Below are 13,890 nucleotides of genomic sequence, written 5' to 3'. Positions count from 1 at the left end.
TATCCACAGGCCGGACGGGCGTCGGGGCGCATTGTCAGTGGCAGGCGTTAGCGTCTTTGACGTGAAGCGATCGACTCAAGCAAACCGGGTGGAACCCATGGCAGGAACCGACCGCGAGAAGGCCCTGGATGCCGCCCTCGCACAAATTGAACGGCAGTTCGGCAAGGGCGCGGTCATGCGCCTGGGCGAGCGGCCGAACGAACCCATCGAAGTCATCCCCACCGGGTCGACCGCACTCGACGTCGCCCTCGGCGTCGGCGGGCTGCCGCGCGGCCGAGTGGTGGAGGTGTACGGCCCGGAGTCCTCCGGCAAGACAACCCTGACCCTGCACGCGGTGGCGAACGCACAGCGGGCCGGCGGCCAGGTCGCGTTCGTGGACGCGGAGCACGCCCTCGACCCCGAGTACGCGAAGAAGCTCGGCGTCGACATCGACAACCTGATCCTGTCCCAGCCCGACAACGGCGAGCAGGCTCTGGAGATCGTGGACATGCTGGTCCGCTCCGGCGCCCTCGACCTGATCGTCATCGACTCCGTCGCGGCGCTCGTCCCGCGCGCGGAGATCGAGGGCGAGATGGGTGACAGCCACGTCGGTCTGCAGGCCCGTCTGATGAGCCAGGCGCTCCGCAAGATCACAGGCGCGCTCCACCAGTCCGGGACCACCGCGATCTTCATCAACCAGCTCCGCGAGAAGATCGGCGTCATGTTCGGCTCGCCGGAGACCACCACCGGTGGCCGGGCGCTGAAGTTCTATGCCTCGGTGCGACTCGACATCCGCCGCATCGAGACGCTGAAGGACGGCACGGACGCGGTCGGCAACCGCACCCGCGTCAAGGTCGTCAAGAACAAGGTCGCCCCGCCCTTCAAGCAGGCCGAGTTCGACATCCTCTACGGCCATGGCATCAGCCGCGAGGGCGGCCTGATCGACATGGGCGTGGAGAACGGCTTCGTCCGCAAGGCCGGCGCCTGGTACACGTACGAGGGCGACCAGCTCGGCCAGGGCAAGGAGAACGCGCGCAACTTCCTGAAGGACAACCCCGATCTGGCCAACGAGATCGAGAAGAAGATCCTGGAGAAGCTGGGCGTCGGAGTCCGCCCCGAGGCTCCGGCCGCCGAACCGGGCGCGGACGCGGCGGTCTCCACGGCCACGGACGACGCCGCGAAGACGGTGCCCGCTCCGGCGGCGGCCAAGGTCGCCAAGACCAAGGCCGTGGCGGCCAAGAGCTGATCCGTGACACGGCGAACCGACTGGGCCGAGTACGCCGCCCACCCGGACGCTCCGCGTGAGCGGGGCGGGAAGGGCGGGCGCTTCGCCGGCATGAGCGGTGACGGCACGGTCCATGACGTGGACGGGGAGTACGCCCGCACGACGTCGTACGGCACGAGGGGGTCGTACGACGACGAGCCGGGCGGTGGACGGGGGGCGGACGGGCTGTCGGGTGGGTCGGATGGCGACCCCTCGGCGTTCGGCGGCGAGGGGGCTGCCGGTGGCTTCCGCCGCAACGGTGGGGCACAGGGCTCGGGCGGTTCCCGCGGACGCCGTCGGCGTGGCCGCGCGGAGTCGTCCGGTGAGGACGGAGGCTCCCCTTTCTCGTCGAGGGCCGAGAAGGAGGAGTCCCCGAAGGACCCGGTCGAGCAGGCACGGGCGATCTGTCTGCGCCTGCTGACCGGGAACCCCCGCACGAGAAAGCAACTCGCGGACGCCCTGCGCAAGCGGGAGATCCCCGACGACGCCGCCGAGGAGGTGCTGTCACGGTTCGAGGAGGTCGGGCTGATCAACGACAGCGCGTTCGCGGAGGCCTGGGTGGAGTCCCGGCACCACGGACGAGGACTGGCCCGGCGTGCCCTCGTCCAGGAACTACGGACCAAGGGCATCGACCCCACACTCATCGACGAGGCCGTAGGCCAGCTCGACTCCGAGCAGGAGGAGGCGACCGCGCGTGACCTCGTCGCCCGCAAGCTGCGCTCCAGCCGGGGCCTCGACCGCGACAAACGGCTGCGCCGCCTCGCCGGAATGCTCGCACGCAAGGGATACCCCGAGGGCATGGCCCTACGGGTGGTCCGGCAGGCGCTGGAGGAGGAGGGCCAGGACGCGGAGTTCCTCGGGGACGAAGGGTTCTGAGCAGCGGTTCTGAGCAGTGCCAGTGCTTCTGACGCCGGGTTCTGGCGAGGGGGCTCTGCAGGGCGGGCGAGGATCGCGAGGCCGGGGCGGGGGAGGGGTACGGCAGTGTCGCTCGGTGAGTCGGGCACGGTGGACGCGCGGGGGCGCCCATCGCGTTCGGGAGCGGGGCGCGCTGCCGCCTTTCCGGAGACGTGGTCGAAGGTGATCCAGAGCGTGAGCGCGACTGCGCGACGGTGACGTGAACAACCGTCACGGATGGTTCTCCCCCGGCAGCGGTCGCCGGGAGGTGATTCGCGCTCGGCCCGGATGATGTGTTTCGTCGGCCCGTTCCTCGTCGGAATTCCAGGAGCGGGGTGGGGTTAACCCCCCACCACAGACGCCGGGGCACCGCAGTGCACACCATCCTGTGCACAGACGACTGTGTACACATGCAGCAGGAACCCGATGCACAGGCCTCGGCGCAGGCCCCGCACAGCCCCGTCGAACTCTCCGACCTGGCCGCACTGAAGGCCCTCGCCCACCCCCGCAGGCAGCGCATGCTGCAGCACCTGACGCTGAACGGCCCCGCGACCTCCGCCACGCTCGCCCGGGCACTGGGTCTGAACACCGGATCCACCAGCTACCACCTGCGGGAACTCGCGCGGCACGGTTTCGTCGAGGAGACGGAGCAGGACGCGGAGGAGAGCGCGGGCGCGGAGCCGGGTGCAGGGGCACACACGGGAGAGCCCAGGCGCCGGGCGGTCGGGCATGGCCGGGAGCGCTGGTGGCGGGCCGTTCCGGGAGACCGGCGCTTTCCGCCGCGCAGTCGGCAGAGCGCCGAGCTGCGGCAGGTCATGGACGAGCTGAACCATCATGCGTACGCCGCCGACCTGGAGCTCTTCGAGCGGCTGCAACGCGACACGACGGAAGCCGGGCCCTGGGCGGACGCCTTCCCCTACTCGCGCGGCACCATCCGGCTGACCTTGCCCGAACTCCTGGAGTTCTTCGAGGAGTACATCGCGCTCCTCAACCGCTACAAGCGACCCGAAGCCGAAACCCCGGCCGACGCACGCACGGTGCTCACCCGATTCCTCGCCTTCCCGGCCACGGCCCCGGTCCTCGCCTCCGCCCTCACCACCGAAGACGACATCGATGCCCCCGGCGATGCCGACCATGTCGATGGTCCGGGCGTCCCGCGCAACAGAAAAGAGGCCGACCTCTCATGATGCTGCGATACGCCCTTCGGACGGTCCGGGCCCGGAAAGCCGGTTTCCTCGGTGCCTTCCTCGCGTTGATGTGCGCGGCCGCCCTGGTCACCGCCTGCGGCACCCTGCTTGAGACGGGCCTGCGCGGCACGATCCGCACCGAGCGCTATGCCGCGACGCCCGTGGTGGTCTCCGCCGACCAGAACGTCCACCGGACGACCGTCACGCACAAGAAGGGCAAGACCAAGGTCAAGCACAAGGCGAAACCGATCGCCGAGCGCGCCTGGCTGCCGCTGAGCCTGGAGCGGACGATCGCCGACACTCCGGGTGTCGCCCGCGTGATCCCCGAACTGACCTTTCTCGCCCAGCCGTTGACATCCACTGGGACACCCGTCGGGACCGGCGGTCGGACCGCGTACGGGCACGCCTGGGACTCCGCCGCGCTGACGCCGTATCGGCTCACCGGTGGAACCGCCCCGAAGTCGGCCACCGACCTGGTCATCGACCGGGACCTCGCGGAGCGGGCCGGCCTTCGGCCCGGCGACCACCTCATCGCGCAGTCGACGCAGGCTCCGCGCAGTTACCGGATCACCGGTATCGCCGCCCCTGCCACGGACGTACGCCACCAGACGTCGCTGTTCTTCTCCGCGGGCGAGGCCCGCCGCCTCGCCGGGCACGACGGACAGGTCACCGCGTTCGGAGTGATCCCGACCGAGGGCGCCAACCCGGACCAGCTCCGTGAGGCCGTCACGAAGGCACTGCGCACCGACACCGACAGCGAGAACAACACCAACGGCGACACCGACGCACGTCGTGCGACGACTGCCTTCGCCACCGCTGGCTCCGCCGCGACCGCCTCGGGCGCCACCGTCTCCGGCGTCACTGCTACCGGCCCCACCGCCCACGGGGCCACCGCCCTCGTCACCGTCGGTGACGCACGCGGCCCCGTCGAGTTCCTCGATGCCGCCTCGGCGCGGACCAAGTTGGTCAGTATGGGTGGGGCGATGGGTGGGACCTCGCTGCTGGTGGCGATTCTCGTGGTCGTCGGGACGTTCGGCCTCTCCGTCCAGGAGCGCCACCGCGAACTCGCGTTGCTGCGCGCCATCGCCGCCACGTCCGGGCAGATCCGCAAGCTGCTCGGACGGGAAGCGGTGATCGTGGGCACGGTCGCAGGCTCACTGGGCGCGGTCGCCGGGCTGCCGCTGGGCGCCTGGCTGCACGGCAGGTTCGTCGACATGGGGGCCGTACCCGCGACGCTCCAACACACCGTCAGTGTCCTGCCCCTGTTCGCCGCTCTCCTCGTCACGGTCTTCGGCGCCTGGGCCGCGGCACGGATCGCCGCACGCCGGATCTCCCGGATCCGTCCGGCCGAGGCACTCGCCGAAGCCGAGACCGAGCGCGGTGGGCCCGCGTGGGGGCGCATCCTGGCCGGTCTGGTGTTGCTCGCCGGCGGAGTCGTCCTCGTCGTCGTGCTCGGTGGTCTGCGGACCGAACCCGCCTCAACGCCTGTGACCTTCCTCGCCGTTGTCGTTCTGTCCACCTCCGTCGCGCTGCTCGGGCCGCTCCTCGTCAAGGCGGCGGCCGCGCTGCTCGCCGGTCCGCTGCGTCTTACCGGGCACGGCGGGAAGCTCGCCACCACCAACGTTCGGGCCTACGCCGTCCGCATGGCCTCTGTAGTCACTCCCCTCACCCTGCTCATCGGCATGACCTGCACCGTCCTGTTCGTTCAGCCGACCCTCGGCGACGCGGCCCGTGCCCAGGTCCGTGAAGGCGTGCACGCCGACTGGGTCGCCGCTTCCCCGGGGCCGGGTGTTCCGGCCGAGGCCGCACGTCAGCTGCGTACGCACGGTGACGTCGTCACCGAGGTCGTCCGTACGACCGTCCGGGTCGGCCTCGACAAGTACGCGGCCCAGGGCGTCACTCCGGCCGGCCTCACCCGGACCTGGGACCCGGAGGTGACCGAGGGCTCGCTCGGCAAGCTCACCGAGCACACCGTCGCCGTAAGCGAACTGGCCGCGGACCAGAGGCACTTGAAGCCGGGCGGCACCCTGAAGCTGACGCTCGGCGACGGCACGCCCGCCACACTCACCGTCGTCGCCGTCTATGCCAGGGGTCTCGGTTTCGGAGACCTCACCTTCGCGCACGACCTTGTCGCGCGACACGTGGACAACCCGCTCTCCTCCTTCGTCCTCGTTGCCACGGACCGTACACAGACACAACTCGCGACTACGCTCCGTGAGTTCCCGGGCGTCCGTATTCTCGATCCGGCCGCCGCCGATTCGCTCCAGGCCGCACGGGAGCAGGCGAACGCCGAGGTCAACTACCTGGCCATGGGGCTGGTCCTGGCCTTCACCGCCATCGCCGTCGTCAACACGCTCGCCATGTCGGTCTCGGCACGTGTCCGGGAGTTCGCCCTGCTCCGCCTCGCGGGGGCGACCCGTCGCCAGGTGCTGCGGATGCTGCGTATCGAGGCGTTGTCGGTGCTGCTCCTCGGCACGGTCCTCGGCAGCGGCATCGCGCTGGCCGTCCTCACTGCGTTCAGCGTCGGCATGACGGGTCGTGCCGCGCCCACGGTCACCCCGCTGACGTACGTCTGTGTCGTCGCCGGTGCGGGCCTGCTCGCCCTCGTCGCCACCGCCGCACCCGGGCGGCTCGCGCTCCGGCCCTGCCCGGTCACCGCGGCCTCCGCCAAGGAGTAAGCGGCGCCCGGCAAGCCCGGCACCAGGGGCCCAGGAACGAGGCCCGCCAGGAGCCCGAGCAAGAGACGGTCAACGGCACGGACGAGAGCGCTGGCCGCGCGCAAGGACGGCTGTCTCGCGGCCACCGTGTCCCGCTCGGCCGCGGACATCGGCGAGTTGGCCGTGACCACACCCTCGCTTTGCCGTGCGACGAGAGGGTCGACGAGCTCGGCAACGCGCCGGCCCGGCCGCCGACCAGCGGCAACGGGGGCACGGCACCGCTGTACAGCCCGCCGGACGGCTGCTGACGCCCACTCAGGAGGGTTGTCCCGAGCGGGCGGACGCCTACGACGTCACCGGCAGCCCGGCCGCCTTCCAGGCCTGGAACCCTCCGACCAGGTCGGTGGCCCGTCGCAGCCCCAACCGGTGCAGGGAGGCGGCGGCCAGGCTGGAGGCGTACCCCTCGTTGCAGATCACCACGACGCGCAGGTCGTGGCTCGTGGCCTCGACGGCGCGGTGGCTGCCCTGCGGATCGAGACGCCACTCCAGTTCGTTGCGTTCGACGACGAGGGCGCCGGGGACCAGACCGTCCCGCTCGCGCAGGGCGGCGTAGCGGATGTCCACCAGCAGCGCGTCCCCGGCCAGAGCGGCGTCGTACGCCTCCTGTGCCTCGACCCGCTCGAAATCCCCGCGCACCCGCTCCAGCAACTCGTCGATACCGACCGGCTGTTCACGGACACTGTCCGGCTCCGCCCCACGTATCTCGGTCGACGCGCGTACCTCTCTTGTCGCCGGTCCGTCGTCGACGTGCGCGTCCGGTTCGTCGGCTGCCGTCCGGACGATGTCCGCCTCGTCCACGGCGGGCCTTCCGACGCGCCGGTCCGCCGACGTACGTACGTCGCTCACTGCCAGTCCTCCGGACGCTCCACCTGCTCCAGGCGCAGGACCGGCCCGCTGCGGCTGTAGCGGCGGATCTGCGGCAGCGGCGGGTAGTAGGCGTGGACGGAGATCGCGTGCTGTTCGGTGGACTCGTTGAGGACCTCGTGGACGTGGTGGCGGCCGAAGGCGCGGCCCTGTCCGGCGGGCAGCCGGCGCTTCCGGTCGACGCCCTCGCTCAGTTCCAGTGTCTTCCAGCCGTCGGCGGGCAGCCGGGCGGCGAGCGAGTGCTCCTTGAGTTCGCCGGTCGCGGTCACGAACGCGCCGACCGACTCGGCGTGGTCGTGCCAGCCGGTGCCGCTGCCGGGCGGCCAGCCGATCAGCCAGGCCTCGCTGCCCCCGGGCCCCTCCAGCCGCACCCAGGTCCGGCCCTCCGGGTCGAGGGGAAGCGAGTCGATCAGTTCCGCGTCGGCGGCCGTACGCCGTACGAAGTCGAGGAGGTCCGCCTGCGTGGGGGTGGCGACAGGGGAGACAGGGACAACAGGGGAGGGGGAGACAGACACGGGCACCGTCCTGATGAGCGTTCGCGAGGAGCGCGCGTCAACGCAGAAGCGGAGCGCGCCGAAGAAAAGAGGGGTGCGAGTTCAGCAGGACGGGCGACACACGCAGCCCGCATAACGGACGAGGTCCATATGGACCCTCCGCCACAGGCGCACACAGGTGTCGGTCACGATCCGGAGTACACCATGGCGGCCCGGACCGGTCAACTCACTGTCACTATGTGGACGCACAGTGACAGTGAGCACGGCACAGCGCAGTACAGAGCGGTGTTGTGCGGTGCGGTGCGGTGCGGTGCTGTGCGACAGCGCACGGCACCGTCACCTCATCGTGGGCCGGCGCCCGCCCCCGCTTGCGCCCCCGTCCGCACCGGTCCGCCCAGTGCCGCCTCGGCCGCCGCGTACAGGTCGGCCGGCCGGACCCCGGTCAGTGCCGCGACGAGGTGACCGTCGGGGCGTACCAGAAGGACCGTGTGCGGGGCCGCGCCCGGGTACTCCTCGGCGACGAGCAGTTCGGCGGGGTGCGGCAGCGCGGCCACCGCCGCCGCCAGTCGGGGCATGATCCCGGCGGTCACCCAGTGCTTGCGCTCCCACACGCCGGTGCCGGGCGCGATCAGGACGACGAGCAGCGCGCCGCGGCCGAGGCGGTCCCGCAGCCGTACGAAGGAGCCGTCCTCCGCCGTGACCCGCACATCGGTGACCGGCTCGCCGGGCGCGGTGTCGACCGGGGCCTCTCCTTCGAGGTGTCGGGGTGCGAGCGGTGAGTCGGCGTACGCCCCCGGCGCACCGAGCGGGCCGCGCCCCAAGTGACCGTCCGTGAGCAGTGCGTCGTGACCGCGCGCCGAGCCGGGGACGTACGCGCGCAGGTTCCCGCCGGCGCGCAGCAACGGCAGGGCCTGGTCGGCGGCGCGCAGCCGGGCGGCGACGACCGCGCGCCGCTCGGCCTGGTAGCTGTCGAGCAACGCCTCGTGCGGCCCGTGGTGCCAGGCCAGCGCCAGCTTCCAGGCGAGGTTGTCGGTGTCCTTGAGCCCCTCGTCGAGGCCCTGGGTGCCGAGCGCGCCGAGCAGGTGCGCCGCGTCCCCGGCGAGGAGGACCCGTCCGGCGCGCCAGCGGCGGGCCAGCCGGTGATGGACCGTGTGGACACCGGTGTCCAGGAGTTCGTACGGCGGTGTCGAGCCGCCGGTCCAGCCGGCCAGGGTCTCCCGGACCCGGGCCACCAGCAGTTCCGGCGTGACCAGGTCCTTGCCCGGCGGCAGTAGCCAGTCCAGGCGCCACACCCCGCCCGGCAGGGGGCGTCCGGTGATCTCGCCGGCCGAGGGGCCACTCGTGCGCCACGGCGGCATACGGTGCAGTAACGCCTGGTCGGGCCACGGGAGTTCGGTGCGCAGAGCGGCGACGGCGTGACGTTCCACCGCCGTACGGCCCGGGAAGCGGATGTCCTGGAGCTTGCGTACCGTCGAGCGCGGGCCGTCGCAGCCGACCAGGTAACTGCCGCGCCACCAGGTGCCCTTGGGGCCGCGGGTGTGGGCGGTGACGCCGGAGGTCTCCTGCTCGACGCGGTCGAGACGGCTCTCGACGGCGATCTTGACGAGACGCTCGCCGGAGAGGGCGGCGCGCAGGGCGCCGGTCAGCACGTGCTGGGCGATGTGCAGGGGGGCGGGGCCGCCGTCGTCCTCGGTCTCGGCGGTGCCCCCGAAGGTGACCTCGCGCATCACCTGCTTGCGCCGCATCGACCGCCATCCGGCCCAGTGGACGCCGGCCTCGGCGAGCGGCACGCCGGTCAGCCGCTCCATGAGGGCGGCGGTGTCCTCGCGCAGGACGGCCGTGCGCGCGAGGCGGGGTTCGTCCTTGCCCGGGCCCTCGTCCAGGACGACGGACGGTACCTCCTGTCGGGCCAGAGCCAGGGCGAGCGTGAGCCCGACGGGCCCCGCCCCGACGATGATCACCGGGTCCACGGCGCGGCGCCCCCTGCCCGCGGCGGTGTCCCGTGGGACATGGGTGAACAGGAAGTTTGAGCAGGGTGCACGATCACAGAACGTATGCAACCCATTGCCGGTGCTTGCGTCAAGTGACGGAGGGCAGTGGCGATCATGCCACTGCCCTCCGTGCCGTTCAGGTCATCTGACTGTTTGTCAGAAGCCTCCACCGCCGCCGGTGTTCTCACCGGTTCCGAAGGTGCCTCGCACCGCCGCGGGGTTGACCTCCACGGTGTCCTGGCCGAGCACCGCCCCCGTGCTCTTCTTGCTCCGCCGCAGCCTGCCCTCCAGCCAGCTCGCGAAGCTCGTCAGGATGAAGTTGACGACAATGTAGATGAGCGCGACCACGATGAAGCTCGGGATGACCGTGGCATAGAACGCGGCCAGCGTGCCGCGCGAGTTGAGCAGTTCGGTGAAGCCGATCATCACGCCGCCCAGCGCGGTGTCCTTCACGATGACGACCAGCTGGCTGACGATGGCCGGCAGCATCGTGGTGACCGCCTGCGGGAGCAGGATGCTGCCCATCGTCTGGCCCTTGCGCAGACCGATCGCCTGGGCCGCCTCCGTCTGCCCCTTGGGCAGGGCGAGGATGCCCGCGCGGACGATCTCGGCGAGGACCGAGGCGTTGTAGAGCACCAGACCCGTGACGACCGCGTACAGCGGACGGTCCTCGGTGCTGACGCCCGTGGAGCGGGCGTAGAGCTCGTTGGCGAACAGCATCAGCAGCAGGACCGGGATCGACCGGAAGAACTCGACCACCGCGCCGGCCGGGATGCGCACCCACCGGTGGTCGGACATCCGGGCGATGCCGAAGACGGCGCCCAGAGGGAGGGCGATGACCATCGCGAGCGCGGCGGCCTTCAGGGTGTTGGCGAGGCCTGGCAGCAGATACGTCGTCCAGGCCTCGGACTCGGTGAACGGCTTCCACAGGGCCCACCGCAGCTGGCCCTTGTCGTCCATCGTCTTGTAGACCCACCACAGGAACAGGGCGAGCAGGACGAAGAAGACCACCGAAAGGATCACATTGCGCCGCTTGGCCCGGGGGCCGGGGGCGTCGTAGAGGACCGAGGTCATCGCTTCACCGCCAGTCGCTTGCTCAGCCAGCCGAGGAGGAGGCCGGTGGGCAGGGTCAGGACCACGAACCCGAAGGCGAACACCACGCCGATGAGCAGGGTCTGGGCCTCGTTCTCGATCATTTCCTTCATCAGATACGCGGCCTCCGCCACGCCGATCGCGGCTGCCACGGTCGTGTTCTTGGTCAGCGCGATCAGCACGTTGGCCAGCGGGCCGATGACGGCACGGAAGGCCTGCGGCAGCACGATGAGGGTCAGGACCTGGGTGAAGTTCAGGCCGATGGCGCGAGCCGCCTCGGCCTGCCCGACATGCACGGTGTTGATGCCGGAGCGGATCGCCTCACAGACGAACGCCGCGGTGTACGCGACGAGACCGAGCACCGCCAGCCGGAAGCCCTGGGCCTTGAAGTCGTCGGGGGCGCCCATCGTCGCGCCGAAGATGTCGGCGAGACCGAGGGACGTGAAGACGATGATGACCGTCAAGGGGATGTTGCGGACGATGTTCACGTAGGCGGTGCCGAACCCGCGCATGAGCGGGACCGGACTGACCCGCATGGCGGCCAGCAGGGTGCCCCAGACCAGGGAGCCGAGGGCGGACAGGACGGTGAGTTGGACCGTCGTCCAGAACGCCCCTAGGACGTCATAACCTTCAAGAAAGTCGAACACGATTTCCCGCGCTTCCGGGTGTAGAGATGCCGAGGTGCGCCGCCCCGCCGGGCGGCGCACCGGTCAGGCGCTGCCTCAGCTGACGATGTCGCCGATCTTCGGCGCGGGCTCGTTCTTGTAGTTCGCCGGGCCGAAGTTGTCCTTGACCGCGGTCTCCCAGGCGCCGTCGCTGACCATCTTCTCGAGGGCGGTGTTGATCTTGTCGACGGTCGCGGTGTCGCCCTTCTTGACGCCGATGCCGTAGTTCTCGTTGCTGAGCTTCAGGCCCGTCAGCTTGAACTGGCCCTTGTACTGCTTCTGCGCCGCGAAGCCCGCGAGGATCGAGTCGTCGGTCGTCACCGCGTCCACGGCGCCGCTCTGCAGACCCGCGATGCACTCCGAGTAGGTGCCGTACTCCTTGAGCTGCGCCTTGGGGGCGATCTCGTCCTGGACGTTCTGCGCCGAGGTCGATCCGGTCACCGAGCACAGCTTCTTGCCGTTGAGGTCGGTGGCCTCGGTGATGTCCGAGCCGGACTTGACCAGCAGGTCCTGGTGGGCCAGCAGGTACGGGCCGGCGAAATCGACCTTGGCCTTGCGCTCGTCGGTGATCGAGTACGTGGCCGCGATGAACTTGACGTCGCCGCGGGCCAGCGCGCTCTCACGGTCGGCGCTCTTGGTCTCGACGAACTCGATCTTGTCGGGCGCGTAGCCGAGTTCCTTGGCCACGTACGTCGCCACGTCCACGTCGAAGCCCGAGAAGTCGCCGCCGGCTTCCTTCAGGCCCAGACCGGGCTGGTCGTACTTGATACCGATCTTGATCGTGCCGCCGCCGGAGGAGCCCGAGTCGGCGTCGCCGTCCCCGTCGTCGCCACCACAGGCCGTCGCGGTCAGGGCGAGGACGAGCGCGGCCGCGGTCGCGGCGGAGACCTTGCGGAGCTTCATGGTGAACATCCCTTGTGTCTGGTGAGGAGAATGCCGTCGTAGCGGGTGACGCAGCTCGTCGCGGACCGCGACGGGTGGAGTCAGTGGTGCAGGATCTTCGACAGGAAGTCCTTGGCGCGGTCGCTGCGCGGATTGCTGAAGAACTGGTCCGGCACAGCTTCTTCGACGATCTTGCCGTCGGCCATGAACACCACCCGGTTCGCGGCCGAACGGGCGAAGCCCATCTCGTGGGTGACGACGATCATGGTCATGCCGTCACGCGCGAGTTGCTGCATGACCTCCAGCACCTCGTTGATCATCTCCGGGTCGAGCGCCGACGTGGGCTCGTCGAAGAGCATGACCTTGGGGTCCATGGCCAGGGCGCGCGCGATGGCGACACGCTGCTGCTGGCCGCCGGAGAGCTGCGCGGGGTACTTGTCGGCCTGGCTGGCGACGCCCACCCGGTCGAGCAGCTGGCGGGCCTTCTCCTCGGCCACCTTCTTGTCGGCCTTGCGGACCTTGATCTGGCCCAGCATGACGTTTTCGAGCACCGTCTTGTGCGCGAACAGGTTGAAGGACTGGAAGACCATCCCCACGTCGGCGCGCAGCCGGGCCAGCGCCTTGCCCTCCGCGGGCAGCGGCTTGCCGTCGATGGTGATCGTGCCGGAGTCGATCGGCTCCAGGCGGTTGATGGCGCGGCACAGGGTGGACTTCCCGGACCCGGAGGGTCCGATGACCACGACGACCTCGCCGCGGGCGATCGTCAGATCGATGTCCTGGAGCACGTGCAACGCGCCGAAGTGCTTGTTGACGCTCTTCAGGACGACCAGTTCGCCGGTCGCGGCCACATCTTCCTTGGCCACCGATACTTCGGTCATCGCTTTAGGGCTCCGTCCTCCTCGGTTTCGGAGGACAGTAGTAACCACTCGCGACCAGCGTCATTACATCTGAGGGGAATCTGAGCATCACGATCCGATAGCAATCGGACACGTGTCGTAGCACTTGTGAGCTGGGCGCGTATCGGCCGGGTAACGGAAGGGGTGCGCAACCGGAACCCTCTTGACGCCGTCCTCATCCATCAGCGTGACTGCCACCTGTGCACGCGCGCGTGCACACGTTTTTGTACACATCCTGATCGTACGTCCGATGAACCGAAGGGGGACCGGATGAGACTGCTCCTCGTCGAGGACGACAACCATGTGGCAGCCGCCCTGTCCGCGGTCCTCGCGCGACACGGTTTCGACGTCACGCACGCCCGCAGCGGTGAGGAGGCCCTCCAGGCACTCGTCCCGGAGGTGGACGGCTTCGGGGTCGTCCTTCTCGACCTGGGCCTGCCCGACCAGGACGGATACGAGGTCTGCGGCAAGATCCGCAAACGCACCGCCACCCCGGTGATCATGGTCACCGCGCGCGCCGACGTCCGCTCCCGCATCCACGGCCTCAACCTGGGAGCCGACGACTACGTGGTGAAGCCGTACGACACCGGGGAGCTGCTCGCCCGTATCCACGCCGTCAGCCGGCGCACCGTCCACGAGGACGCTCCCGGCGCCGGCGAGACCGCGCTGCGCCTCGGCCCGGTCCACATCGAGCTGCCCACCCGTCAGGTCAGCGTGGACGGTTCGGTCGTCCAGCTGACCCGCAAGGAGTTCGACCTCCTCGCCCTGCTCGCCCAGCGGCCGGGTGTGGTCTTCCGCCGGGAACAGATCATCAGCGAGGTGTGGCGCACCAGCTGGGAGGGGACCGGGCGCACCCTGGAGGTGCACGTCGCCTCCCTGCGCGCCAAGCTGCGCATGCCGGCCCTCATCGAGACCGTACGCGGCGTGGGCTACCGGCTCGTCGCCCCGGGCGCGTAGCGGGGCCG

At 70.2% G+C, this 13,890-nt stretch carries 13 protein-coding genes; 5 read left to right on the top strand and 8 right to left on the bottom strand.

The features are described 5' to 3' along the window. Positions 1 to 97 precede the first annotated feature (97 nt). The 4 genes from recA to ACZ5VD_RS40940 all read left to right on the top strand — a co-directional run bounded on the left by recA (position 98) and on the right by ACZ5VD_RS40940 (position 6,002). Entirely contained in the window at positions 98 to 1,225 is a 1,128-nt protein-coding gene (gene recA / locus ACZ5VD_RS40955) for a recombinase RecA (protein ID WP_468554397.1), read from the top strand. A 3-nt stretch (positions 1,226 to 1,228) separates the two neighbouring features. Next, positions 1,229 to 2,119 carry a recombination regulator RecX gene (recX, locus tag ACZ5VD_RS40950; RefSeq protein WP_468554396.1) on the top strand — a complete coding sequence of 297 codons (891 nt, stop codon included), beginning with the start codon at positions 1,229 to 1,231 and terminating at the stop codon, positions 2,117 to 2,119. A gap of 428 nt (positions 2,120 to 2,547) precedes the next feature. After that, a complete protein-coding gene (locus tag ACZ5VD_RS40945; RefSeq protein WP_468685539.1) occupies positions 2,548 to 3,324 on the top strand; it encodes a winged helix-turn-helix domain-containing protein in 777 nt (258 codons plus the stop codon). Next, positions 3,321 to 6,002 carry an FtsX-like permease family protein gene (locus tag ACZ5VD_RS40940; protein ID WP_468685537.1) on the top strand — a complete coding sequence of 894 codons (2,682 nt, stop codon included), beginning with the start codon at positions 3,321 to 3,323 and terminating at the stop codon, positions 6,000 to 6,002. Before ACZ5VD_RS40945 ends, ACZ5VD_RS40940 begins: the two co-directional genes overlap by 4 nt. A 324-nt stretch (positions 6,003 to 6,326) precedes the next feature. Here the strand turns inward: ACZ5VD_RS40940 and ACZ5VD_RS40935 are convergent, their stop codons facing one another. The 8 genes from ACZ5VD_RS40935 to ACZ5VD_RS40900 all read right to left on the bottom strand — a co-directional run bounded on the left by ACZ5VD_RS40935 (position 6,327) and on the right by ACZ5VD_RS40900 (position 12,907). After that, on the bottom strand, positions 6,327 to 6,743 hold the full coding sequence (locus tag ACZ5VD_RS40935; RefSeq protein WP_468554416.1) for a rhodanese-like domain-containing protein: 417 nt from the start codon (positions 6,741 to 6,743) through the stop codon (positions 6,327 to 6,329). Between the two features lie 140 nt (positions 6,744 to 6,883). Then, on the bottom strand, positions 6,884 to 7,420 hold the full coding sequence (locus tag ACZ5VD_RS40930; RefSeq protein WP_468685536.1) for a cupin domain-containing protein: 537 nt from the start codon (positions 7,418 to 7,420) through the stop codon (positions 6,884 to 6,886). Positions 7,421 to 7,501: 81 nt separating this feature from the next. Then, the gene (locus ACZ5VD_RS40925; protein WP_309544753.1) at positions 7,502 to 7,573 is read right to left on the bottom strand and encodes a putative leader peptide; all 72 of its coding nucleotides are present in this window, start codon (positions 7,571 to 7,573) and stop codon (positions 7,502 to 7,504) included. A 167-nt stretch (positions 7,574 to 7,740) separates the two neighbouring features. Continuing rightward, on the bottom strand, positions 7,741 to 9,369 hold the full coding sequence (locus ACZ5VD_RS40920; RefSeq protein WP_468685534.1) for an FAD-dependent monooxygenase: 1,629 nt from the start codon (positions 9,367 to 9,369) through the stop codon (positions 7,741 to 7,743). 177 nt (positions 9,370 to 9,546) lie between these two features. Beyond that, complete coding sequence (locus ACZ5VD_RS40915) at positions 9,547 to 10,464, bottom strand: amino acid ABC transporter permease (RefSeq protein ID WP_468554391.1); 918 nt, start codon at positions 10,462 to 10,464, stop codon at positions 9,547 to 9,549. Beyond that, positions 10,461 to 11,129 carry an amino acid ABC transporter permease gene (locus ACZ5VD_RS40910; protein ID WP_468554390.1) on the bottom strand — a complete coding sequence of 223 codons (669 nt, stop codon included), beginning with the start codon at positions 11,127 to 11,129 and terminating at the stop codon, positions 10,461 to 10,463. Before ACZ5VD_RS40910 ends, ACZ5VD_RS40915 begins: the two co-directional genes overlap by 4 nt. Before the next feature lie 75 nt (positions 11,130 to 11,204). Continuing rightward, positions 11,205 to 12,050: a glutamate ABC transporter substrate-binding protein gene (locus ACZ5VD_RS40905; protein ID WP_468554389.1), complete on the bottom strand. Its 846-nt coding sequence runs from the start codon at positions 12,048 to 12,050 to the stop codon at positions 11,205 to 11,207. An 80-nt stretch (positions 12,051 to 12,130) separates the two neighbouring features. Next, on the bottom strand, positions 12,131 to 12,907 hold the full coding sequence (locus ACZ5VD_RS40900) for an amino acid ABC transporter ATP-binding protein (RefSeq protein ID WP_468554388.1): 777 nt from the start codon (positions 12,905 to 12,907) through the stop codon (positions 12,131 to 12,133). A 288-nt stretch (positions 12,908 to 13,195) separates the two neighbouring features. Here ACZ5VD_RS40900 and ACZ5VD_RS40895 point away from each other — a divergent pair, with 288 nt between their 5' ends. Further along, the gene (locus ACZ5VD_RS40895) at positions 13,196 to 13,882 is read left to right on the top strand and encodes a response regulator transcription factor (RefSeq protein ID WP_468554387.1); all 687 of its coding nucleotides are present in this window, start codon (positions 13,196 to 13,198) and stop codon (positions 13,880 to 13,882) included. Positions 13,883 to 13,890: the final 8 nt, after the last annotated feature.

It is taken from the genome of Streptomyces sp. NPDC032822 (assembly GCF_055578825.1).
The sequence above is the reverse complement of the archived record's forward strand: the minus strand, read 5'-3'. Positions and strand labels throughout refer to the sequence as shown.